We start from the raw sequence: 22,965 nt of genomic DNA, 5'->3' as shown, positions 1-22,965 counted from the left end.
ATGGATACTGACGCCGATCCGGAGGCCAGCGTCGAAAATGGCGCCCGCCGGGCGACCTTCCTGCCGTCTACTGCAGAATCACGGACAGCCGCTGCGGTCGACAACTCGGAACGTTTCGATGACGACGTGCTCGCGGCGGCAATGGCTGATGAGACCGCACGTCTCGGACTCACCGGCGCTATCTCGATCATCGCTCTTCCCACAACACCGTCCTCCAGCCGGCCTGTCCCTCTGCCACCCGCTCGCTCGGTCGCGACCGGTCTCACCCCCCCGCGCACGCCGACAGGGGAGCAACTCTTCACAGTGGGCGGTCTCGATCTGCCGTCCGTAGACGCCGAGACTGCGCTTGCATCTTCGGTCTCGGTCACTGCAATACCCGCCCTGTCACTGGCCGAACTCCCCGCCCCCTCTGGTCAACCGGTCGTGCTCGACGCAGAATCGGCGCCGGCTGCGAATGGGACGCGGCTTCCGACTCGTCGCTCACTTCGTGACGCGGAACTGGCACGCAGCCGAGAAGAGCACGTGAGGCGAAGTGCGGGTCCCGGTCCGAATGCGGTGTCTACACCAGCTCCAGCCCCTGCCGTCAACGGCACGGCACCGGCACCGGAGGTCGCGATTTCGCCGGATTTTTTCCCGGCGCCGGGCGCTCCTGAACAGGCAGGGGAATCCGGTGACACCCCATCGGTATCCACAATATTTGACTGGGCGGATGGCGCGCCGGCCCCCGCCCCAGCCCTGTCGGCGCCCGAACTGTCGGCCTCGAATCCGCCGTTCTATGACCTCGTCGAGCCACAGCCCTATTCCGCCGGTCCCGCGGTCTTCCCGTTCGAAAACCGTGCGAAGGACTCGGATCTTGCCTCAAGCGCAGAGCCGGCGTCTCAACCCTCACGACAAATAGATCCCTTTGCCGCCCTGAAGGCGGATAACGGATCGCGGGGGAGTGACGGTTCGGGTGCAGAAGACTTTGAAGCAACCGACGCGGCTGCCCTCGCCGCTCGCGCGAAGACGAGTCCCTGGCTTCGACCCACTTCCATCGAGGTCGCCGAGGCCGATCCTGTCCACCTGGGGGCTTTCGCTCCCGAGTCGAGCGGACCGGCCCCGACCCCCTTGGACCAGCGGGTCGGGCGGGCATCCCGACTCTTCTGGCTTTGGTTCGCCGCGAATTCATCGGTGTTGAGCCTCGCCTTCGGCGGTGCACTTTTCTCCCTTGGCATGAGCCTGCGCCAGGCAGTCGTTGCGACGTTCATCGGAGTCGCGATCTCTTTTCTCCCCCTCGGGCTCGGCACTCTCGCGGGCAAGTGGAGTGGGCAGCCGGTCATGGTGGTCTCCCGGGCCACTTTCGGTCATCTCGGCAACATCATGCCGGCATCGATCGCACTCCTCAGCCGACTGTTCTGGGGCGCGGTGCTGTTATGGATGATCGCGGCGGCAACCGCCCGGATCCTGGTCGGCGCGAAGCTGGCCGGTCCGTTCACAGAGTTGCAGGTGATGGTGATTGTGATGGCGGTCGGCTTCCTGCTCGCCCTGGTCGTTGCCTACTTCGGCTATGCACTTTTCGCGCGCATCCAGTTTGTTGTCGGCATCCTCTCGGCCGCGCTCGTCGCCTCTTTCGTCGTCATCACCTGGCCAGCGGTCGACCTCGCGACAGCTCTGACAGTGCGCGACGGACCGGTAACTCTTGTGGTGACCGGGGTCGTGCTCGTATTCAGCTTCGTCGGCTTGGTCTGGGCGAACAGCAGCGGCGATCTCGCACGCTACCAACGTCCCAGTTCGTCGGGCGGCGCATCGATGCTCTGGGCCTCGTTCGGAATGACGGCGCCGGCCTTCCTGTTGATCGGGTACGGCGCGGTGCTCGCCGCGTCGAGCGCAGCGATTGCGAAGGGACTGGGCACGAGCCCGATCGACACCATTGCCGGCCTTCTTCCGAGCTGGTATCCGGTGCCCCTCATCGCCGCCACTGCTCTCAGCCTTCTCTCCGGGGTGATCCTCAGCATCTATTCCGGCGGCTTCGCCCTGGGGGCCATGGGACTGCGAGTCACCAGAAGTGGTGCAACGGTCATCGTAGGAGTGCTGGTATTCGCAATTGCGATCGCCCTCGGGTTTACGGTGAGCAACGTCGTGATGGTCTTCCGCGATTTCGCGACCACGCTCGCGGTGCCGGTCGCCGCCTGGGCGGGTATCTTCTCGTGCGAGATGATCCTGCGGCGTCGACGTTTTGACACAAGGTCGCTTCTTGCCCGTGGGGGGATCTACCGCGACGTCAACTGGCTGAACCTCGCGATGCTGGTCGTGGCATCCGCGATCGGCTTTGGCTTCACCTCGGCAACGCTGATGGGGCTGCGCTGGGAGGGCTACCTCTTCACTGCGGTCGGAGTGTCGGTATCGAGCCCGCTTGGCGAAACTGACCTCGGCGTGCTCGTGTCCCTTGCGCTCGGATTACTCACCCCGTTCGTCGCCGGAGTCTCGACGATCCGCCGCCAGGAGCGTCGGCAAGCGTCACGCGCCTGACAACAGGGGTCATGGCGGTGCTCCCACACCGGCCGCCCTGTTACGAAACTAAGATGGGCGAATGCCTTTCACCGCTGCCGCTAGGACCGTTGCGGATGTCTGTGCCGTCGTCGAACAGCTCTGGCCGATCGCCGGTGCGGAGAGCTGGGATGCGCCCGGCCTGCTCTCCGGGGGGCCCGGTGCGACTGTAACTTCGCTCCACCTCGCCGTCGACGCGGTACCGGATGTCGCGGATGAGGCGGTCGCTGCGGGCGCCGACGTCCTGCTCGTGCATCATCCCCTGCTCTTGCGGGGCGTCACCACCGTCGCCGAAGATCGGTACGCAGGCGTTGTGCTCGCCCGTCTCATCCGCGGCGGGTGCGCGCTGATCGCGGCCCATACCAATGCGGATGTCGTTGAGACCGGTACCTCGGCCGTCCTGGCCGCACACCTTGGTCTGGTCGATGCTGTGCCGATCACCGCCGGTGCGACGCCGTCTCGTGGTATCGGGCGAGCCGGCCGACTTCCGGAACCGACCACGCTGGGCCGACTGGCCCGTCAGCTCGCGGAGATCTTGCCAGCGACGGCATCGGGTATCCGCGTCGCCGGAGATTATGATCGCGTCATCGAAACGGTTGCCCTGTGCGGCGGGGCGGGTGACTCGCTTCTCGCGGAGGCCGCGGTGCTCGCGGCCGACGTCTACATCACGTCGGACCTGCGTCATCATTCCGCGTCCGAGTCGAGGGAGAACGCGAAGGTCGGCGCCGGGCCCGCGCTGATCGACATATCGCACTGGGCGAGCGAATGGCTCTGGCTCGATGTCGCTGCGGAGGAACTTCGCACCGCCCTTCCGGGCGTCACCGTGACGGTGAGTGACCTGCGCACCGACCCCTGGGATTTCACGATCGTCCAATGACTAACCGAATGAGGCACCCATGGCGCTGAAAGCCAGCTCGACCGACCAGGCTCACCTTCTCGAACTGCAAGCACTCGATACGCGAATCCAGCAGCTCGACCACAGGGCGAAGATGATTCCGCAACTGGCGGTACTCGCCCGTCTCGGGAGCGAGTCGACGACGCTTCGGGGAGAGACGCTCAGTGCGACGGGTGCACTCGAGGATGCCCAACGTGAACTCGGTCGAATCGAATCCGATGTCGAACTGGTCGAGGCACGTATCAAGCGAGACACCACCCGCCTGCAGGCCTCGTCGTCGGTCAAGGATGTCGCCGGGCTCGAGAGCGAGCTCTCCGGCCTTAACCGCCGTAAGTTGGAACTCGAGGAGATCGAGCTCGGAGTGATGGAACGGGTGGAGGCACTCGAAGCCGCCTCGCGAGAGCTGCGGGCGAAACACGACGAGTTGCAGGCAACGATCTCCGGCACCGAAGCCGAGAAGGACGAGTCGCTCGGGGGCCTCACCAGCGAACGCAGCCACGCCGCGGCCAACCGTTCGACCATCGCTGGAAAGCTCCCCGAAGAACTCGTCGCGCTCTATGAGCGCCAGCGAGCCCGATACGGCCAAGGCGCGTCCCTGCTGCGGGGAGGAGTGTCCGAGGCGAGCGGCCTTGAGCTCAACGAGTTCGACATGGCGGCGATCCGTGCCGCGGCGCCGGACGATGTGTTGCTCTGCCCGGAGAGCAGTGCGATCCTCGTCCGCACGGGGGAATCCGGCCTATAGCCGCGCGCTGGGCTAGGCTGTCATCTCGAATGGGTCGGCAAGACGGTCGCGTTATCCCTTCGGGGGTACCGAGGAACGTCCGGGCTCCACAGAGCAGGGCGGTGGGTAATTCCCACCCGGGGTAACCCGCGAGAAAGTGCAACAGAAAGCAGACCGCCGGGACTTTTCGAGGTTTCGGTAAGGGTGAAACGGTGGTGTAAGAGACCACCAGCGGCCCGTGTGATCGGGTCGGCTGGGTAAACCTCGCCCGGAGCAAGGTCGAACAGGGAGCGTTACGGGCGGCTCGTCCAGTTTCCGGGTAGACCGCTAGAGGTGTGCGGCAACGTACATCGTAGATAGATGGCCGTCGATGATACATCCTCGGATGTGTCGGGACAGAACCCGGCGTAATAGCCGGCCCATTCACTTCCTCGTCACTCATTCGCCATCAGGCGCCCGAAATCTGGCGATCTGCGCGATACCGGGTCGACTCGATGTAACGGGCGTTCGCTTCATCCGGTCCGGTGGCCCATGCGGTAGCGGCCTCCCTGGTCATTCCGAAGGCGACGTGGCGTTCGATGAGGCGCTCGACCCGGAGTTCACGCGCGGTGTCGATGAACCAGATTTCATCCACCAGGGATCGGATGCGGTCCCAGCCAGGCGCAGTCGAGAGAAGATAGTTGCCCTCGGTGATGACCAAGTCGATGGCGTGTGGCACCGCGATGGAGGCGGCGATCGGCTCCTCGAGACCCCGCCGATAGGAGGGCGCGTACACCGTCGGTTCATCGCGAGCGCGCAGACGCTGGAGGAGCGAGACATAGCCGCCGACGTCGAAGGTATCGATCGCTCCCTTGCGATCGCGGAGCGGGGTTCCCTTGATGATCTCGTTCGCGAGATGGAAGCCGTCCATGGGCACGACAACGCTTCGCTTGATGCCAAGGGCATCCGCCAGGCTGCGAGCAAAGGTGGACTTGCCGGTTCCGGGTGCTCCGGTGATACCGAGGATCTGGCGCGTGCCGGACGAGTGAAGGCGAGCCCGGATGTGGGTGACGAATTGCATCAGGTCGGCGGGTGTCTGGCCCATCGGTCGGTCCTCGATTCGGTGCTGGGTTACGTTGGCGTGGGGCGATAAAGCCTACTCAGGAGTGCAGACAGTTCCGTTTTCCCACCGGGGAAAGGTTGAGCCACGCACCGAACGGCCTCATCTAATGCGCCGTGATGGCAGAAGTGAAGCAAATCGCTGCAAGCTCCCGGCCCTCGACTTGCAATGGCGGTGCAGATTCCCGTGCCGAACAGCGAAAGAGACGCACAGTCGAATGTTTGTGAGCGCCGACTGAAAATAGTGCCACCAGCCAGTACGGAAAGTGCGATGTCAAGCAGGAATTCGCCCCCTGTGTGTGCCGGAGAAGCACTCGGACCGGGAGATCGCGCGTCTGGTCGGGCTGTCGGCAGCGCCGCACGGCCAGGGACGTGACCGGGTCTGCGGGGTGCGAGCATCCATCGGGCAGACGCACTCACGGTGCATCCGTGGCCCATTCTTTCCGGCGTCTAAACGCCGGAGCTATGCATCCGGCGCGAACCGGTAGCCCATGCCCGGCTCCGTCAGGAAAAAGCGTGGTCGGGATGGCTCTGGCTCGAGTTTTTTGCGGAGCTGGCCCAGGTAGAGGCGTAAGTAGCCGTCTTCCTTCTCGTATGTCGGACCCCAGACGGTGGTCAGGAGAAAATGCTTGGTGATCAGGCGCTCTGGGTTGCGCACCAGTATTTCGAGAATGTGCCATTCGGTCGGCGTGAGCTTCACCACTCCCGATTCGGCTTTCGATACCGTGTGCGCCGCGAGGTCTACCGTCACCTCTCCGAATCTCACCACCGGCAGATCCGGCTCGGCGGTGGAGCGACGGCTGAGCGCGCGGATACGAGCGAGTAACTCGTCGATCGCGAATGGCTTCGTGACATAGTCATCCGCACCCGCGTCAAGAGCATCGACCTTGTCAGCGGAGTCGGTGCGACCGCTCACCACGAGGATCGGTACCTCCGTCCAGCCGCGCAGGCCCTCGATCACGCGGATCCCGCCGACGCCGGGAAGGCCGAGATCGAGAACCACGAGCTCCGGTTTGACCCGTGCCGCGACATCCAGTGCCTCGGGTCCAGACTCGGCCAGAAACACCTCGTAGCCCCGGGCGGCGAGGTTGATGCGAAGGGTCTTGAGAATCCGGGCGTCGTCATCCACCACGAGAATGCGCATCATGACTTCTGCCGGATGGGGTACTTTTCCGAAAGATGCAGGGGAGGCGATGGATCAGTCGCGGGCAGCGTCACCACCATGGTCAAACCTCCGCCGGGGGTGTCCTCCGCTTCGAGACTCCCGCCCATCGCCTCCATGAAGCCATTCGAGAGAGCAAGGCCGAGGCCAACTCCGGTGGTGTTGTCCGTGTCACCGAGCCGCTGGAACGGCTGGAACGCCTCGGCGAGCTTCGCCAGCGGGATTCCCGGTCCCCGGTCGATCACCCGAAGCTCCAATCGTGCACCGAAACTGCTCGCCGTGATGATGAGTGGGGCGTCATCCGGAGAATACCGAAGCGCGTTCGCCACGAGATTGACGATAACCCGCTGCAGCAGCACCGCATCACAGAGCGCCTCGGGCAGGTCGGCCGCGACATCCATCTGCACTCGTGTCAACGGCACTCGTAGTTCATCGAGCGCGAGAGGCACGATCTCGTCGAGACCCACCCGCGACAGCGATATCGGCAGCACACCGGCCTGGAGCCGACTCGCGTCCAGGAGATCGTTCACAAGATCGGCGAGGCGGTGCAACGACTCCTCGGCGGTTTGCAGCAGCTCATCGCGGTCGCGGTCGCTCCACGAAACATCCGTGCTCCGAAGACTCGAAACGGCCGCCGTCGCTGACGAGAGAGGAGTGCGCAGGTCGTGACCGACAGCGGCGAGCAGTGCCGTGCGCAACCGGTCCGCCTCCTCGAGTGGCCGGATGCCCTTGGCCGCCGTTCGCAGGTCCCGCTGCACCAGTGCTGCCTCGATTTGGGAGACGAAGGCATCGAGGATACGCCGATCCGAGGCCTGCAGGTCACGTCCGGTGAGTACGACGCTGCCGTCGTCGCCGAAGTCGACGACAGTGCGTTTCCCCTCCCCGGAGCCGGTCGACACGCCGGCTTCGAACAGTCGCTCGCCGCCGTACCTCACGACGACGCTTGCCATGCCGAATACCTCTCGCAGGCGATTCGCCAGCGCTTCGACGGCGTTTTCTCCGCGAATAATGCTGCCGGCAACGGTCGCGAGAGTCTCCGCTTCTGCGGCGGAGCGTTTGGCCGCCCTGCTGCGACTCGCCGCCTGGTCGACGACGAGGCTCACCAGTATGGCAATAACCAGGAAAATTATCAGCGCCAGGAGGTGCAGTGGATTGGCGATCGTGACCGTGTACAGCGGGTTGACGAAGAAGAAGTCGAGCAACAGCCCGGCCAACACCGCCGCCGAGACAGCGGGCCAGATGCCGCCGATGAGTGCGACCACCACGACGAGTAGCTGGAACGCCAACACATCGCTCGGCAGTGATTCGCTGCTGCGAAATCCACTGAGAATCCAGGTGAGCAGCGGAAGACCGACCAGGGTGAGAGCGAAACCGCCCAGCCGTCGCCTCACGGTAAGGGCACCACCGGTGCTTGGCAATTGGAGGGTGCCCGCCGACGCATGCGACACGATGTGCACGTCGATATCCCCGGATGCCCGGATCACCGTCTGGCCGATGCCCTGTCCGGTGAGGAAGGTGGTGAGTCGGCTTCGGCGGCTCACTCCAATGACCAGCTGTGTGGCGTTCACTCCGCGGGCGAACTCCACGAGGGCTGTCGGGGTATGGTCTCCGACCACCTGGTGGTACGTGCCGCCGAGGGATTCGACGAGCGTGCGCTGGTCGAGGAGGGCACCGGGATTTGACTCCGCGAGACCGTCGGAACTCGACACATGCACGGCCAGCAACTGGCCGCCACTCGTGCGGGCCGAGATGCGAGCCCCCCGACGGATGAGGGTTTCACCCTCCGCACCGCCGGGAAGCGCCACGACCACGCGCTCGCGGGCTTCCCACTTTCCGCGGATTCCGTGTTCGTTGCGGTAGGCCTGCAACGCGACATCCACTTCGTCAGCGAGCCAGAGCAGGGCGAGTTCTCGGAGCGCGGTGAGGTTGCCGAGACGGAAGTAGTTGCTGAGGGCGGCGTCTATGGTGCCGGCGGGATAGATATGACCGCCAGCGAGGCGAGTGCGAAGTGCCTCCGGGGTGAGGTCGACCACTTCGATCTGGTCAGCCGAGCGCAGCACGGAGTCAGGGATCGTCTCACGCTGAGCGACGCCGGTGATCGACTGCACCACATCGTTGAGCGACTCGATGTGTTGAATGTTCACCGTCGAGATCACGTTGATGCCGGCATCCAGCAGGTCGTGCACGTCTTCCCAGCGCTTCTCGTGGATGCTACCTGGCGCGTTTGTATGCGCGAGCTCGTCGACGAGAGCCCAGTCGGGTCGACGTGCTATCAGGCCGTCGAGGTCGAGTTCATCGAGCATCACGCCACGGTGGCCGACACTGCGACGAGGGAACAATTCGAGGCCCTCGGTCAAGCGAGCGGTCTCTGTCCGGCCGTGTGTCTCCACCAGCCCGACGACGACATCGAGGTTTTGGTTGAGCAGCCGGTGCCCCTCCTCCAGCATGCTGAAGGTCTTGCCGACTCCGGGAGCCGCGCCGAGGTAGACCTGGAGGATGCCCCGTGTCATCGACTTTTATTTGCCAGAAGCGAGAGCCGCTGCGCCAAGGATGCCCGCATTGTTGCGCAGTGTCGCCGGCACTATCGGAGTATCCAGACTCAAGAGCGGGAGAAAATCTTTGTACTGCTTTGACACCCCGCCGCCCACGATGAAGAGGTCGGGGTGGAAGAGGGCCACGAGCGTGTCGTAGTACTTCTGAAGGCGAACCGCCCATTCCTCCCAGCTCAGGTTCTCTCGTTCCTTCGCCGAATAGGCCGCCTTGGTCTCCCAGTCGACGCCCTCGAGCTGAAGGTGACCGAGTTCGGCGTTCGGGATGAGGACGCCCTTGTAGATGATGGCGGTACCAATCCCGGTACCGAGCGTGGTGAGGATCACGAGGCCCTTGTTCTTCTCCGCCGCACCGTAGAGGGATTCGGCATAGCCGGCCGCATCCGCATCGTTCACAAAGGTGATGTCCCGATCGAGTCCTTTTTCAAACAGCTTCTCCGCTTCCAGTCCGATCCACTTCTTTGAGACATTCGCCGCAGAAAGGGTGCGCCCCTTCACGACGACGGCAGGAAAGCACAGGCCGATCGGGAGCTTCTTGTCGGGAGAGCCGAGTTTCTTCAGCACCTCCTGCACCGTGAGCACGATGTCATCAGGCTCGCCGCCCTCCGGGGTAGGCAGCTTCACCCGGTCGCTGAGGAGCTTGCCTGTCGACACATCGACGATCGCCCCCTTGATGCCGGTGCCGCCAATATCGATGCCTACTGCTTTGTCAGCCATCTCGCCATTCTTCTCGTGTGTGGGATGTGTCTTGGCCCGGTCAGGGGAGTGTCAGCACTTCAGCGCCGCGTTCGGTAACAACCATCGTGTGCTCGAACTGGGCAGTGATGCTGCGGTCCTTGGTGACGACAGTCCAGTCATCCGCCCACATCTCCCACTCGATTCTGCCGAGGGTGAGCATCGGCTCGATTGTGAAGACCATTCCGACCACGATCTCCGTCGAGTAGGCGGGCGCTGCGTCATAGTGCGGGACGATGAGGCCGGAATGGAATGCTTCGCCCACTCCGTGCCCGGTAAAGTCGCGAACCACACCGTAGTCGAAGCGGCGCGCGTAGGACTCGATTGCTCGGCCGATTACATTGATCTCGCGGCCAGGGGCGACGGCCTTGATCCCACGATTGAGTGACTCGCGGGTGCGCTCTACCAGGTCGGTCACCTGCGGGGTGGCCTTGCCCACGATGAAGGTCTGGTTGCTGTCTCCGTGCACGCCGTTCTTGTAGGCGGTGATGTCGATGTTCACGATATCCCCGTCTTCGAGCACGGTGTCGTCAGGGATACCGTGGCAAATAACTTCATTCACGGAGCTGCAGAGCGATTTAGGGAAGCCGCGATAGCCGAGTGTCGAAGGGTAGGAGTCGTTGGCGACCATGTAGTCGTGGCCGATGACATCCAGTTCGTCGGTGGTGATTCCGGCTCGGATGTTCGCGCCGACAACCGCGATGGCATCCGCTGCGATCCGCCCCGACTCACGAATTCGACCGACCGCCTCCGCGCCATAGATATCCGATCCGGTGAAGCGGGAAGGCCCGGGTTTGCCCACGTATTCCGGACGCACGATGTGCCTCGGCACGAATCGGGTGGGGCTGACTCGGCCCGCAACCAGGTGGCCATTCGAATCCTTGGGCATGGGAGTAATTTTAGTAGCGAGCAAGGAGCTGACATGACGCAGTGGTATTACAACACCCGCACCCACGAGGTGGAAGAGGGCAAACAGTCGCTCGCTTCAGAGTTGGACGGTCCATTCGAGAGCAGGGAGGATGCCGCCCGTGCCCCCGAAATCATCGCCGAACGCGCGCGCAAATGGGCGGAGGATGACGCGAAGGACGAGTGACTGCGCCCGGCCCCGTCCGGGACTCTGCCGCCGAAAGTGACACACGTGCCGGAAAGGGCGGGCGCGCGTGGCACTTTCGGGCGCGGAGGCTGCCGGGTGCTGACCCTCAGTCCGTGTATTCGTGCTCCGGAGCTGGGTACTCGCCGCCGGCGACATCCGCGATGTAGGTTTTCGCGGCATCCGTCAGCACCGTGCTGAGATTCGCGTAGCGCTTTACGAACTTGGGGATGCGGCCAACAGTGAGCCCGGCCCAGTCGGTCCAGACGAGCAGCTGGCCGTCGACGTGGGGGCCGGCTCCCACACCGATCGTCGGGATTTGCAGTTCCGCGGTCACCTGCTTCGCGATGAGAGAAGGCACCATCTCGAGCACGACGGCGAAGGCTCCCGCGTCCTCAACGGCGTGGGCGTCGGCGAGCAGTTGCTCGGCACCTTTACCACGTCCCTGGATGATATGACCACCGAGGCCGTGTTCGCTCTGCGGGGTGAAACCAATGTGTCCCATGACGGGGATGCCCGCCGATACGATGCGACGAATCTGCTCGGCACTGCGCACACCGCCTTCGAACTTCACGGCGTGTGCGTGCGTCTCCTTCATGAACCGGAATGCGGTGTGAAGGGCCTCGTCGGGACCGGTCTCGTAGGACCCGAACGGCATGTCCGCGACCACGAAGGCGCGGGTCACGGCCCCCGCGACGGCGCGGGTGAGGGGAATCAGGTCGTCAACGGTCACGGGCAGGGTCGTCTCGTAGCCGAGTACATTGTTTCCGGCGGAATCGCCAACCAGCAGGAAGTCGATCCCTGCCGCGTCGAAGATGGATGCCGTGAGCTGGTCGTAGCTCGTGAGCCCGGTGATCTTCACCCCGTTCTCTTTCGCGCTCTGGAAGTGTCGGGTACGTACTCTCTTGAGGTTTGCCTGAGTTGCCGCTGCAGTGGGGTCGGTCATGCGGGCAATCCTAGCCTCGGGGTGCCCGCCTACCGGGTCGGACGATAGGTGATCGGCAGGCGCCGATCACGGCCGAAGGCCATGCCGCTGATTTTGGGGCCAATGGCTCCCTGTCGGCGCTTCCACTCCGAGTGATCGACCAGCTTTGTCACGAAGTCGACGGTGTCCGTATCGAAGCCGAGGTTGATCACATCCTCCCGGCCGAGCGCCTTGGTGATGTACGCCTCGAGGATGGCATCGAGTATTTCGTACGGGGGCAGCGAATCCTGGTCGGTCTGATCGGGGCGCAACTCCGCGCTCGGCGGCTTCTCAATCGAGTTCGCGGGAATCGGTGGTACCTCGCCTCGGGAGGTTGCAGAATCGTTGCGCCAGCGCGCCAGCTCCCAGACAAGCATCTTCGGCACGTCCTTGATCGGGGCGAATCCCCCGACCGAGTCCCCGTAGATCGTCGAGTACCCCACCGACAGCTCGGTTTTGTTACCGGTGGTGAGCACCAGATGGCCCTCGAGATTCGACAACCCCATCAGGATGATGCCGCGGATCCGTGCCTGCACGTTCTCCGCGGCAGTACCGGTGAGTTCCAGCTGGGTCTCGATCGGCAGCACGAGGTCGGCGATCGCCTCCGTCGAGTAGTGCAGGCCGATGTTTTCGGCGAGCTCGTCGGCATCCGATCGCGAGTGGTCGGAGCTGTAGCGGCTTGGCATGCTCACGCCCCAGACTCGGTCTGCGCCCAGCGCATCGGCGGCGATGGCCGCACAGACGGCAGAGTCGATTCCTCCCGACAGTCCCAGAATCACCGAGCGGAAGCCGTTCTTGTGCACGTAGTCCCGAAGGCCGAGCACGAGGGCGTTCCAGACCTGTTCGCGATCCTCCGGAAGGATGGCGAGGTCGGTCTCGAGGGCAGGCTGCTGGCCCGGCCCATCGGCGAGCGTGACGCGCGTGACACTGTCGGGCAGCTTCGCTTCGGTCGCAGCGGAAACCTCCACATCGACGACGAGCAGATGTTCGACGAATTGCGGCGCCCGAGCGAGGATGGTGCCCGCGCCGTCCACCACCACACTGTCACCGTCGAACACCAGGTCGTCCTGCCCGCCAATGATGTTCACGTAGGCCACGGTCGTGTTGGTCTCGATGGCCCGCCGGGTGACCAGCGGAAGTCGTACCTCGTTCTTATCCCGCTCGAACGGCGAGGCGTTGATCACGACCAGGAGTCCTGCATCGACCTCGAGTACCCGGGCGACGGGGCCGCCGTCGCGCCAGAGGTCTTCGCAGACGATCAGCGCAACATCCGCTCCCTTGATGCGCAGGACGAGCAGTTCGTCGCCCGGAATGAAGATGCGGTACTCGTCGAACACGGAATAGTTGGGGAGGTGGTGCTTGGCGTATCGAGCGGCGACATGGCCATGCTGGAGTACGCTCGCGCAGTTTTGGGCGATGGCGGTCGGCGCATTACTCGTGCCGGTGAGTCGAGGCTCGAACGGCCCGTCCGGATGCCCGACAATTACCGCGAGATCGCCGAGGCCCGCGTCCTGCAGCTCTTTCGCGAGCTTGTACACGGCGTTGTGGCACTCGGCGAGGAAGCTTGGCCGAGAGGCGAGGTCTTCGATGGGGTAGCCGCTGATCGCCATCTCTCCCACCGCCAGGAGGTCTGCACCCTGGGCGGATGCGCGATGAGCGGCAGCGAGAATCTGGGCGGAATTGCCGACCAGGTCGCCGACGACGGGGTTGGTTTGGCCAAGCGCCAAGCGGAGTCGGGGCATAGCCACTAGCCTAATAGCCGGGGAGGAAACGCCCCGCAGTGAGCAACAAGAGGAGCCCATGGACAAGCAGCGCGACTTCGTTCTCCGCACCATCGAAGAACGTGGCGTCAAGTTCATCCGCCTCTGGTTCACGGATGTCGTCGGTACTCTCAAATCCGTCGCGATCGCCCCGGCTGAGGTCGAGGGGGCCTTCGCTGAAGGTCTTGGTTTCGACGGTTCGGCGATCGAGGGCCTCACCCGGTCCTACGAGGCCGACGTGCTCGCGCATCCGGATCCTGCCACCTTCCAAATTCTGCCGTGGCGTGGAGAGATCGATCCCACCGCCCGAATGTTCTGCGACATCACGACTCCCGACGGCCAGCCCGCCGTTGCCGACCCTCGCAATGTGCTCAAGCGCACCCTCGCGACCGCCGCCGAGCGCGGCTTCACGTTCTATACGCATCCCGAGATCGAGTTCTACCTGCTCAAGAGTTCGCAGTTTGGCGAGGAAGGTCCCCAGCCCGTCGACCGCGCTGGCTATTTCGACAATGTACCGGGCGGCACGGCTCACGACTTCCGGCGCCGTTCGGTACGGATGCTTGAAGACCTCGGCATCTCGGTGGAATTCAGCCACCACGAAGCCGGTCCCGGGCAGAACGAGATTGATCTGCGGTACGCGGATGCCCTCACTACGGCCGACAACATCATGACTTTCCGAACGGTCGTCAAGGAGGTGGCGATCGAGCAGGGCGTCTACGCGACGTTCATGCCGAAGCCTCTTTCGGGTGAACCGGGCTCGGGAATGCACACGCACATGTCACTCTTCGAGGGTGACACGAACGCCTTCTACGACGGGGCCGGTCAATACCAGCTCTCGAGGATCGGGCGCCAGTTCATTGCCGGGCTGCTCAGGCATGCCCCGGAGATCACGGCGGTCACGAATCAGTTTGTGAACTCCTACAAGCGGCTCTGGGGTGGCTCATCCCAAAACAAGCTTGGTGAGGCTCCGAGCTTCGTCACCTGGGGCCATAACAACCGTTCCGCTCTGGTGCGTGTGCCGCTCTACAAGCCAAACAAGGGCCAGAGTGCTCGGGTGGAGTACCGAGCAATCGACTCCGCGGCGAACCCGTACTTGGCGTTCTCGCTGTTGCTCGCTGCAGGGCTCAAGGGTATTGAGGAGGGCTACGAACTGCCGGCGGAGGCCGAAGACAACGTGTGGGAGCTTTCGGATGCGGAGCGCCGCGCCCTCGGCTACAGCCAGCTTCCGGCAAGCCTCGATCACGCTGTTGCGCTCATGGAGGAGTCCGAGCTCGTGGCGGAGACTCTCGGTGAGCATGTGTTCAACTTCGTTCTGTTGAACAAGCGCCAGGAATGGCGCGAATACCGCGCGCAGGTCACTCCCTACGAGCTCAAAAGCAATTTGGAGATGCTGTAGGGGCACTCCCGGACACTGAGGTTTAGGACTCGACGTCAATGGCGCGCGAACAATCAATCCTGACCGACCTCGCGAAGCTCGGGTTCGCCGAGCTTGATCCGGCGGTCGTGCTTCTCGCAGAGTTGGACGACCTACTCGGAGGCATCGTGTCGCCGAGTGACTTCCTTCCTCTCTTCGCACACGCTGCAGATCCTGACCGCGCCCTCCGTGCACTCGCCGCACTCGTGCGACAGTCCCCGACCGAGACAATTGCGCTGGTCACCGATTCGTCGGCTTTGGATCGCCTGGTTCGCGTGCTCGGCGCATCGACCGGGTTGGGAGATTTCCTGCTGAGGCATCCGGAAGAGTTATCCGTGCTTTCCCACAGCTTCACGCGTCCCCCTCCACCCGAGTTCTACCGACTCGATCTCGCGGACTCGGTCTCCGCGATCGACGACTCATCAGAGGAGGCATGCTGGGATTCTCTCCGCGTGCGATATCGCCGCCATGTGACCCAGCTCGCCGCGTGGGATCTTGGGCAGGCGCAGCCGCTTGATGCACTCGATAGCATCGCTGCTGCCCTCGCCGATCTTGCGGCCGCGGCGCTCGACGCGGCGCTGATAGTGGCCCGTGCGACGGTGAAATTTCCTGTCGCCGAGGTGGCGGCGACCCGGTTGGCGATTATCGGGATGGGCAAGGCCGGCGCTCGTGAGCTCAACTATGTGAGCGACGTGGACGTCATCTTCGTGGCTGAGGGATCGGCCGATCTCCCCGACGGTCGAGCCGTTGAGATCGCAACCCGCCTCGCAATGGCCACGATGCGAGGCATACACGACTACTCACGGGAGCCCGCCCTCTGGGAGGTCGACGCCAACCTCCGCCCGGAAGGCAAGGACGGCGCTCTGGTGCGCTCCCTTGACTCTCACATCGCGTACTACGATCGCTGGGCGAAGAGCTGGGAGTTCCAGGCGTTACTCAAAGCCCGGCCGCTGGCCGGGGACCTCGTGTTGGGGCAACGCTTTGTGGATGCGGTCTCCCCGAAGGTCTGGTCGAGCGCCTCGCGCGAGAACTTCGTGGAGGGGGTGCAGCGCATGCGGGAGCGGGTGACCGACAACATCCCGAGCGCCGAGCTCGATTACCAGTTGAAGCTCGGACCGGGTGGCTTGCGCGACATCGAGTTCACCATCCAGTTGCTGCAGCTCGTGCACGGCCAGACAGATGAACTGGTTCGGCAGCGCGGCACGCTTCCTGCCCTCGTCGCCCTCGCTGACGAGGGCTACATTGGTCGAACCGAGGCGGCAGAGTTTTCCCGCGACTACCGGTTTCTCCGCCTGTTGGAGCATCGCCTTCAACTGGTGCAGCTGAGGCGCACCCACCTCATGCCGAGCGATCGGGACGCCGTGAGAGTGCTTGCGAGAGCGAGTGGCATCGTTTCAGTGGCCGGAGACCTGATCGAGCAGTGGAATCGCACCAAACTCGAGGTGAGGAGCCTGCACGAGCGGCTGTTCTATCGACCGTTGCTGTCGGCCGTCGCTGCGCTCCCCGATGGCGGCCTCACCCTCAGCAGCGAGCAGGCAGTCGCTCGACTTGCCGCGATCGGGTTCCGCGATCCGAAGGGTGCGCTCGCCCACATCGGAGCGCTCACAGGCGGAGTCTCCCGCCGTGCAGCGATCCAGCGGCACCTTCTCCCGGTGATGCTGCAGTGGTTCGCGGACGGCGCCGACCCCGATTACGGCCTGCTGGCATTCCGGCGGCTCAGCGACGACCTGGGGGAGTCCTACTGGTTCCTGCGGATGTTGCGCGACTCATCGGGAGCCGCGAAGCGCCTCACCAACGTGCTGTCGTCCTCCCGATTCGTCGGGGTGCTTCTTGAGCGCATACCGGAAGCAGCCGCCTGGCTCGATCGTGAGGAGGAGCTGACCGCTCGGCCGCTCGTCGCCCTACTCGAGGAGACTGCATCGACGCTCGCCAGGCACGACGATGTGGTGACCGCTTCCCTGGCCTTCCGCACCGCTCGCCGACGGGAGGTGCTTCGTCTCGCGATCGGGGCAATTCTCGGGCAGGTGCCTGTCGAGAAGCTCGGCCGGGCGCTCTCGGACGTGACGACCGCGCTGCTCACCGGGGTGCTGCACGCGCTGCGACCCGTTGACGACGGCATCGAGTTCGGCATCATCGCAATGGGCCGGTATGGCGGTCAGGAACTCGGGTTCGGGTCTGATGCGGATGTGCTCTATGTCTACCGCAGCACGACCGCTTCGAGCGAGGAGGCTGCGGCGCGTGCGAAGTTCCTCGTCTCGGAACTCAACCGTCATACCGAAGACCTCAGACTGCCGTTCGACCTCGATATCGACCTTCGTCCCGAGGGAAAGAATGGCGCAGTGGTGCGCTCGCTCGATTCCTATCGCGCCTATTACGCGCGCTGGTCACTCACTTGGGAGGCGCAGGCACTGCTACGCGCCCGCGCCGCAGTGGGGGATACCGCGCTCCTTGCTGACTTCGAGAGTCTCGCCGACGAGGTGCGATTCCCCATTGCGATCTCAGAGAATGACGTTCGTGAAGTCAAGCGGATTAAAGCGCGAGTCGAGTCGGAGCGACTGCCGCAAGCCGCGGATCCGGCCCGCCACCTCAAACTCGGGCGTGGATCTCTCAGCGACGTGGAGTGGTTCGTCCAACTCATCCAGCTACAGAATGGCGCGCGGGTTGCTGGGCTTCGCACCACTTCTACCCTTAGCGCACTCGAGGTGGCGTGTTCGGAAGGGTTCGTCACCTCGACGGACGCGGCAAAATTGCGGGATGCCTGGATATTCGCGTCGCGCGTGCGCTCGGCCATGGTGTTGTGGATGACGCGGTCTACGGATGTGCTCCCCACCGACCGCCAACAGCTCGACGGCGTCGCGCGTCTGCTCGAATATCCTCCCGGATCCGCGACCCAGCTTGAGGAAGACTATCTGCGTGTCACTCGACTCGCGCGCGGAGTCTTCGAGAAGCAGTTCTACGGCACTGCACAGGTATCCGGGCCGACGACCGGATGACCGTCAGGTGACAAAAAATACATAGATCGCGAAGATGACCCAGACTGCGGTGAGAAACAGCGATTGCGAGGAGAGTGAAAGACTCCGATACGACTGCACGCTCGACTCGTAGATGGCCCATTGACTGCCCACATCGTGGGTTGACTCCGGCATTGTTTCCCCTCAACTGGCTTTTTCGGCCAGCGTACTGGCTGTGCAGTATGCAGAAAGGCCGCACTCCGCCGAAGGAGTGCGGCCTTCTGTCGATCAGACGATCAGACGCTGAAGTACAGCTCGTACTCGAACGGCGTCGGACGCTGCGCCGCAGGGATGATCTCCGCGGAACGCTTGTACGAGATCCAGGTTTGGATCAGGTCGGGCGTGAACACGTTGCCGGCGGTCAGGAACTCATGATCGGCCTCGAGAGCGCGAAGAGCTTCTTCGAGCGACGCAGGTACCTGCGGGATGTTCTTCGCCTCCTCGGGAGGAAGCTCGTAGAGGTCCTTGTCCACGGGCTCGTGCGGCTCGATACGGTTCTTGATTCCATCGAGACCGGCCATGAGCTGCGCCGCGAACGCGAGGTACGGGTTGCCGGAAGCATCCGGAGCGCGGAACTCGATGCGCTTCGCCTTGGGATTGGTACCCGTGATCGGGATACGGATCGAGGCCGAACGGTTACCGGCCGAGTAGACCAGGTTGACCGGGGCTTCGAAGCCGGGGATCAGGCGGCGATACGAGTTGAGCGTCGGGTTCGTGAACGCGAGCACCGCCGGAGCATGTTTGAGCAGCCCGCCGATGTACCAGCGCGCGATGTCACTGAGCCCGCCATAGCCCTTTTCGTCGTAGAACAGCGGCACGCCGTCGTTCCAGAGCGACTGGTGGGTGTGCATGCCCGATCCGTTATCGCCGAACAGCGGTTTCGGCATGAAGGTCGCGACCTTGTTCCATTCGAGCGCGGTGTTCTTGACGATGTACTTGAACTTGAGAAGGTCGTCGGCCGCGTGAACCATCGTGTCGAAGCGGTAGTTGATCTCCGCCTGGCCTCCGGTGCCGACCTCATGGTGGGCGCGCTCGAGAATGAGGCCGGCGTCGATCAGCTTGAGGCTGATGTCGTCGCGCAGGTCGGCCTGCTTGTCAACGGGGCTCACCGGGAAGTAGCCGCCCTTGTAGGGAGTCTTGTTAGCGAGGTTTCCGCCCTCCTCGACGCGGCCAGAGTTCCACGCGCCCTCGTCGGAGTCGACGAAGTATGAGCTGGAGTTCTGACGAACGTCGTAGCGCACGTCGTCGAAGATGTAGAACTCGGCCTCCGGCGCAAAGAAGGCGGTGTCGGCGATGCCGGTCGACGCGAGGTACTTCTCGGCCTTCTTCGCAACCTGGCGCGGGTCACGGGCGTAGATCTCGCCGTTTCGCGGGTTATAGATGTCGAAGATCATAATGAGCGTCTTCTCGATACGGAAGGGGTCGACGTACGCGGTGGTCACGTCGGGGATGAGTTGCATGTCCGATTCGTGAATCGATGCGAAGCCGCGAATCGACGAACCGTCGAAGAGCTGTCCCACCGAGAAGAATTCTTCGTCGACGGTCGAGGCGGGAATGTTGAAGTGCTGCTGCACACCGGGGAGGTCGGTGAAGCGGATATCAAGGAATTTGACGTTCTCGGCCTTGATGAACTTGAGCACCTCTGAAGAATCACTGAACATGTGACTTGACTCCAATGGGGTTTGGTACTGGTACGGCGGCAAGCGCAGCCACCTGCGACGCTAGACGAGGGGAGTTTCGCCACGGTGTCGCTATTGTTTCGTGCATGTTACGTCGAGGCTGCGAACGTAGGATCGGAAAATGGTCGAGCCACGAACATCCGCCCCACCCAGCGATTGGCCCGGTCGACACTTCGGTCTACCGGCGGCCGGACCTCGGTCCATCGCCCGGTTCGGCCGCCGACTCGCCGCATTCGCCATTGATATCGCCCTCGGTGCGCTTATCTCCCTCGCGTTCTTCGAATATGACATCTGGGCGAGCATTGCCATTTTCGCAGTAACGCAAATAGTATTTTTGATTCTCGTCAGCGGAAGCGTCGGGCATCTCTTGTTGGGGATGCGCGTGGTTCCCCTGAAACCGGCATGGATCGGCGTCTGGCGGCCGATCGTGCGCACGGTGTTGCTTGCTCTGTTCGTTCCTGCGCTGATCACTGATCGCGACCGGCGCGGAATCCACGACCGCCTGGCGGGCACGGTGTTGGTGCGCCGTTGACAGCGCGCCCTCCCGGAAAACCGATCAGCGGGGGCGTGGCCCGCGTGCTCTGAGCGGGTCGACGCCCTTCGGAATCGGAAGCTGGTTCTTACCGAGGGAGGCGAGACGATTGCCGACGGCATGGATCTCGGACTTGTTGAGCGATCGCTTGAAACGCGCCATGCGGCCCGCGAGTTTGTGGAGCGGCACGGCGTCACTGTCTGGTCCGACATGCAGCATGTGAACGATGACGTTCGGAAGAATACGCGTCACACGACGACGCTCTTCGTCGAGCATCTTCTGCGTGCGGCTCTTGGGGCCTTCACCGATCAGTACGACGCCGCCGTTACCGACTGCTCGATAGACCGCGTCCTGGGTTTTGGGACTCACGGCAACCGGCATTTCGCTCGCGGTCCAGCCGCGACGGAGCGAACTCTTCAGCACTGCTCCGACGGCACCCGGCTGGCCTTCTATCTGCGAATATGCGGCGCGCTCCGCAAGCCGGCCAAGCACGATGAGGAAGAGCAGCACACCACCGAGCACTCCCGCGACGATCCACAGCACGAATCCAAAAATATTGTCGACGCCTGAGATGAGGAGACCTGCGAGGATGCCGGCCAGAATCGGTGCGAGAAAGGCGAGGAGAAACCACCAGATTGCGTTGGCGTCGTAGCGCCGAGTCATTTGGAAGACCTGGTACATCTGCTTGAGACGACCGGGCTCTTTCGCTGCCTTCGGAGCCGAAGTTTGGGTGCGTGCCATGGGTCAAGGATACGACCTGTCCGTGGCCATCTGCTCCCTCACCCTTCGGGCCGGCCTTCTCTGTCCACCATTCCGCCCGGCACGGGGCGGTGGATGCCTCTGGCCCCTGATACTCGCATCATGGAGACCGTCGGAGGCTATCGACTCGTGCGCAAACTCGGCGCGGGAGACCGCGCGGAGATTCACCTCGGGCATGCCGGGTCGAGAGAGCCGCCGACCGGTGATCGGATCGCCGCGATCAAGATCTTCCGGCCGTCCACAGACGAGATGAGCGTAGACCGCGAAATCGAGGCGCTCGCGCGCGCGTCGTCCCGCCATCTTCTGGAATTGAAAGACATTGCGACGGGTCGGGACGGGCGGCCATGCCTCATCCTTCCAAGACTCGGATCGGGCAACCTGGGGCGGCTGTTGGCCGTTCGAGACGACCTGGAGGCCGGAGAGGCGGTCAGTATCCTGGTTCCGCTGGTCGAAGCGGTACGGGAACTTCATCGGGTCGGTGTCGCCCATGGGGCGGTGGCCCCAGGATCGGTGCTCTTCGATGACCGGGGTGCGCCGGTGCTCGCGCGATTCGGCGGAGTCAGCCTGATCGGTGACTTTCCGGCGACCGACGGCGGGCACAGCCTCACCTCGGCGCGCCTGGATGAGGAACGACACGCCGTCGCTGACCGGGTCGGGCTGCGGGATCTTGTCGGCACCGTGCTCGATCGGCTCAGTGGGGGAGCGAACCCCCGGTCGCTCGCAGCGCTTCGGGACTGCGTGAGCGGGCCGCCGGGGACAGACCGGGAACTTTTACTACTCATCGACCTGCTATTCGACCTCGCACCGGCGCTACCGATTCGCCTCGATCACCACCTGACACGGCAGGAGTCGGAATTACGGTCATCCAATCGGGTGGACGGGCATCCGAACGGCGCGAGGGAAGATCTCTGGCTGAACAACGAGACCACAGAGGGAGCACTGCCGACTGTCAGCCTGCCCTCGGTCACTCTGCCGCCAAACAAGCAGCAAACAGGAGTGACCGATCGGGACGAGCATCCGCTGGCGAAGCTTCATTCTCGGGTCGCGGCGATCCTCTCGCCGGTTCGTACCCCGATCTGGATCGCAGGCGGTGCCGGGCTTGGTGCGCTGGTCGTCGCGCTCACAGTGATCCCCGCCGCTCACTCAGAGACTGCAATCGAGCCGTTTGCGAGCAGCACACCGCTGGCGACGCGGACCCCAAACGCATCCGACCGCCCGACCGAAATTGCGCAGTCGAAGCGGGCGACGCCCGCTTCGACTGCGCCTTCGGCCATCGAAGGGGAGGACCCGCTTGCCGCCGCGCGGGCACTTCTCATCGCTCGTGCCCGGTGCTTGACCGCGAAATCGACGGCCTGTTTCGACGCGGTCGACCAAGCCGGATCAGCAGTGATCGAGGCAGATCGCGATCTAGTCCGTCGGCTGAAAAAAGGGGTGCCGCTGCCCTCGGACGCCGCACTAGAGGGTTTCACGCCCCGCCTCATCCAGCAGCTCGGCGACTCCGCAATCATCCAACTGGTCGCCGCTGATGGTAGCCCGATGACCGAAAAAAACCCGGCCCCCCTTCTCCTGGTGAGAAACGAGGCCGGATGGCGTATCCGGGATATCGCGCTCGGCCAGTAGTACTTAGTCAGTAAGGGCTCGTTGGATACCAAGTCATCCCTAGCTTTGCCGACATGGGCTCTGCACGTATCTGGCGAACAGAACGAGCCGCAGATTGCGCACTGTCCCCCGGGCAGCCCCTGCGCCCAATTGAGGCCGCGATCATCCCACGAAAAGCGTGGCGTTCGTAGTCGAAAGCGGCGACGCCTCGCACGGCCATTGTCGACGCGAACGCCGACGAGAGTATGGGCGGTTTACCGACGGGGAGCACACCAAGGTCGGGTCTCGCCGGGCGCGCCTCTCCAGCGGCCAGCGCTAGCGCATGGCGCCGGCGCGAGCGCTCGCTGTCGCTATCCGACTCTCAGGGATCCGCACTACTGACCACATCGTTGACATCGATCAGGGCCGGATAGCGGAGGTGAGCGCGCACACTGACCTGATCGCATGCGGCGGCCACTACGCCAGACTGCG

Annotated in this window: 18 protein-coding genes and 1 other RNA gene; 9 read left to right on the top strand and 10 right to left on the bottom strand. The window is 63.7% G+C overall.

The genetic code is table 11. From position 1 onward, the window contains the following. The 4 genes from RCH11_RS10945 (at position 1) to rnpB (ending at position 4,568) form a co-directional block, all read left to right on the top strand. Positions 1-2,508 (top strand): cytosine permease, encoded by a 2,508-nt coding sequence (locus RCH11_RS10945; RefSeq protein ID WP_327057021.1) that lies wholly within the window; start codon positions 1-3, stop codon positions 2,506-2,508. Positions 2,509-2,569: 61 nt separating this feature from the next. Further along, positions 2,570-3,403 carry a Nif3-like dinuclear metal center hexameric protein gene (locus tag RCH11_RS10940; RefSeq protein WP_327057020.1) on the top strand — a complete coding sequence of 278 codons (834 nt, stop codon included), beginning with the start codon at positions 2,570-2,572 and terminating at the stop codon, positions 3,401-3,403. Between the two features lie 19 nt (positions 3,404-3,422). Further along, positions 3,423-4,163 carry a zinc ribbon domain-containing protein gene (locus RCH11_RS10935; protein ID WP_327057019.1) on the top strand — a complete coding sequence of 247 codons (741 nt, stop codon included), beginning with the start codon at positions 3,423-3,425 and terminating at the stop codon, positions 4,161-4,163. 30 nt (positions 4,164-4,193) lie between these two features. Continuing rightward, an RNA gene (gene rnpB / locus RCH11_RS10930) (RNase P RNA component class A) lies at positions 4,194-4,568 on the top strand. Positions 4,569-4,590: 22 nt separating this feature from the next. On the opposite strand, the gene RCH11_RS10925 is transcribed toward rnpB, so the two are convergent. The 5 genes from RCH11_RS10925 to map form a co-directional block, all read right to left on the bottom strand. Then, on the bottom strand, positions 4,591-5,226 hold the full coding sequence (locus tag RCH11_RS10925) for a nucleoside/nucleotide kinase family protein (RefSeq protein WP_327057018.1): 636 nt from the start codon (positions 5,224-5,226) through the stop codon (positions 4,591-4,593). 477 nt (positions 5,227-5,703) lie between these two features. After that, complete coding sequence (locus RCH11_RS10920; protein ID WP_327057051.1) at positions 5,704-6,384, bottom strand: response regulator; 681 nt, start codon at positions 6,382-6,384, stop codon at positions 5,704-5,706. After that, positions 6,384-8,912, bottom strand: coding sequence for an ATP-binding protein (locus RCH11_RS10915; RefSeq protein ID WP_327057017.1), 2,529 nt, complete (start codon positions 8,910-8,912; stop codon positions 6,384-6,386). Before RCH11_RS10915 ends, RCH11_RS10920 begins: the two co-directional genes overlap by 1 nt. A 6-nt stretch (positions 8,913-8,918) precedes the next feature. Further along, positions 8,919-9,668, bottom strand: a complete 750-nt coding sequence (gene ppgK / locus RCH11_RS10910) for a polyphosphate--glucose phosphotransferase (RefSeq protein ID WP_327057016.1) — start codon at positions 9,666-9,668, stop codon at positions 8,919-8,921. A 40-nt stretch (positions 9,669-9,708) separates the two neighbouring features. Next, the gene (map, locus tag RCH11_RS10905) at positions 9,709-10,575 is read right to left on the bottom strand and encodes a type I methionyl aminopeptidase (protein WP_327057015.1); all 867 of its coding nucleotides are present in this window, start codon (positions 10,573-10,575) and stop codon (positions 9,709-9,711) included. A 33-nt stretch (positions 10,576-10,608) separates the two neighbouring features. Between map and RCH11_RS10900 the strand changes: the two genes are divergently transcribed. Then, positions 10,609-10,779, top strand: coding sequence for a methionine aminopeptidase (locus tag RCH11_RS10900; protein ID WP_327057014.1), 171 nt, complete (start codon positions 10,609-10,611; stop codon positions 10,777-10,779). Between the two features lie 106 nt (positions 10,780-10,885). On the opposite strand, the gene panB is transcribed toward RCH11_RS10900, so the two are convergent. Beyond that, positions 10,886-11,722: a 3-methyl-2-oxobutanoate hydroxymethyltransferase gene (gene panB, locus RCH11_RS10895; protein WP_327057013.1), complete on the bottom strand. Its 837-nt coding sequence runs from the start codon at positions 11,720-11,722 to the stop codon at positions 10,886-10,888. Between the two features lie 29 nt (positions 11,723-11,751). Continuing rightward, the gene (locus RCH11_RS10890) at positions 11,752-13,482 is read right to left on the bottom strand and encodes an NAD+ synthase (RefSeq protein WP_327057012.1); all 1,731 of its coding nucleotides are present in this window, start codon (positions 13,480-13,482) and stop codon (positions 11,752-11,754) included. Between the two features lie 58 nt (positions 13,483-13,540). Between RCH11_RS10890 and RCH11_RS10885 the strand changes: the two genes are divergently transcribed. Continuing rightward, on the top strand, positions 13,541-14,896 hold the full coding sequence (locus RCH11_RS10885) for a glutamine synthetase family protein (protein ID WP_327057011.1): 1,356 nt from the start codon (positions 13,541-13,543) through the stop codon (positions 14,894-14,896). Between the two features lie 38 nt (positions 14,897-14,934). Further along, positions 14,935-17,907, top strand: a complete 2,973-nt coding sequence (locus RCH11_RS10880) for a bifunctional [glutamine synthetase] adenylyltransferase/[glutamine synthetase]-adenylyl-L-tyrosine phosphorylase (RefSeq protein ID WP_327057010.1) — start codon at positions 14,935-14,937, stop codon at positions 17,905-17,907. Positions 17,908-17,910: 3 nt separating this feature from the next. On the opposite strand, the gene RCH11_RS10875 is transcribed toward RCH11_RS10880, so the two are convergent. Next, on the bottom strand, positions 17,911-18,060 hold the full coding sequence (locus tag RCH11_RS10875) for a hypothetical protein (RefSeq protein WP_327057009.1): 150 nt from the start codon (positions 18,058-18,060) through the stop codon (positions 17,911-17,913). A 101-nt stretch (positions 18,061-18,161) separates the two neighbouring features. Continuing rightward, positions 18,162-19,586 (bottom strand): type I glutamate--ammonia ligase, encoded by a 1,425-nt coding sequence (gene glnA, locus RCH11_RS10870; RefSeq protein WP_327057008.1) that lies wholly within the window; start codon positions 19,584-19,586, stop codon positions 18,162-18,164. A gap of 139 nt (positions 19,587-19,725) precedes the next feature. Between glnA and RCH11_RS10865 the strand changes: the two genes are divergently transcribed. Beyond that, positions 19,726-20,136, top strand: coding sequence for an RDD family protein (locus RCH11_RS10865; protein WP_327057007.1), 411 nt, complete (start codon positions 19,726-19,728; stop codon positions 20,134-20,136). A 24-nt stretch (positions 20,137-20,160) separates the two neighbouring features. On the opposite strand, the gene RCH11_RS10860 is transcribed toward RCH11_RS10865, so the two are convergent. Next, positions 20,161-20,877 carry a DUF4191 domain-containing protein gene (locus RCH11_RS10860; RefSeq protein WP_327057006.1) on the bottom strand — a complete coding sequence of 239 codons (717 nt, stop codon included), beginning with the start codon at positions 20,875-20,877 and terminating at the stop codon, positions 20,161-20,163. Positions 20,878-20,997: 120 nt separating this feature from the next. Here RCH11_RS10860 and RCH11_RS10855 point away from each other — a divergent pair, with 120 nt between their 5' ends. After that, positions 20,998-22,515 carry a protein kinase gene (locus RCH11_RS10855; RefSeq protein WP_327057005.1) on the top strand — a complete coding sequence of 506 codons (1,518 nt, stop codon included), beginning with the start codon at positions 20,998-21,000 and terminating at the stop codon, positions 22,513-22,515. Positions 22,516-22,965: the final 450 nt, after the last annotated feature.

The organism is Glaciihabitans sp. GrIS 2.15, assembly GCF_035984695.1.
Classification (GTDB): Bacteria; Actinomycetota; Actinomycetes; order Actinomycetales; family Microbacteriaceae; genus Lacisediminihabitans.
Note: the sequence above shows the minus strand (reverse complement) of the source record. Positions and strands in the feature narration are given on the sequence as shown.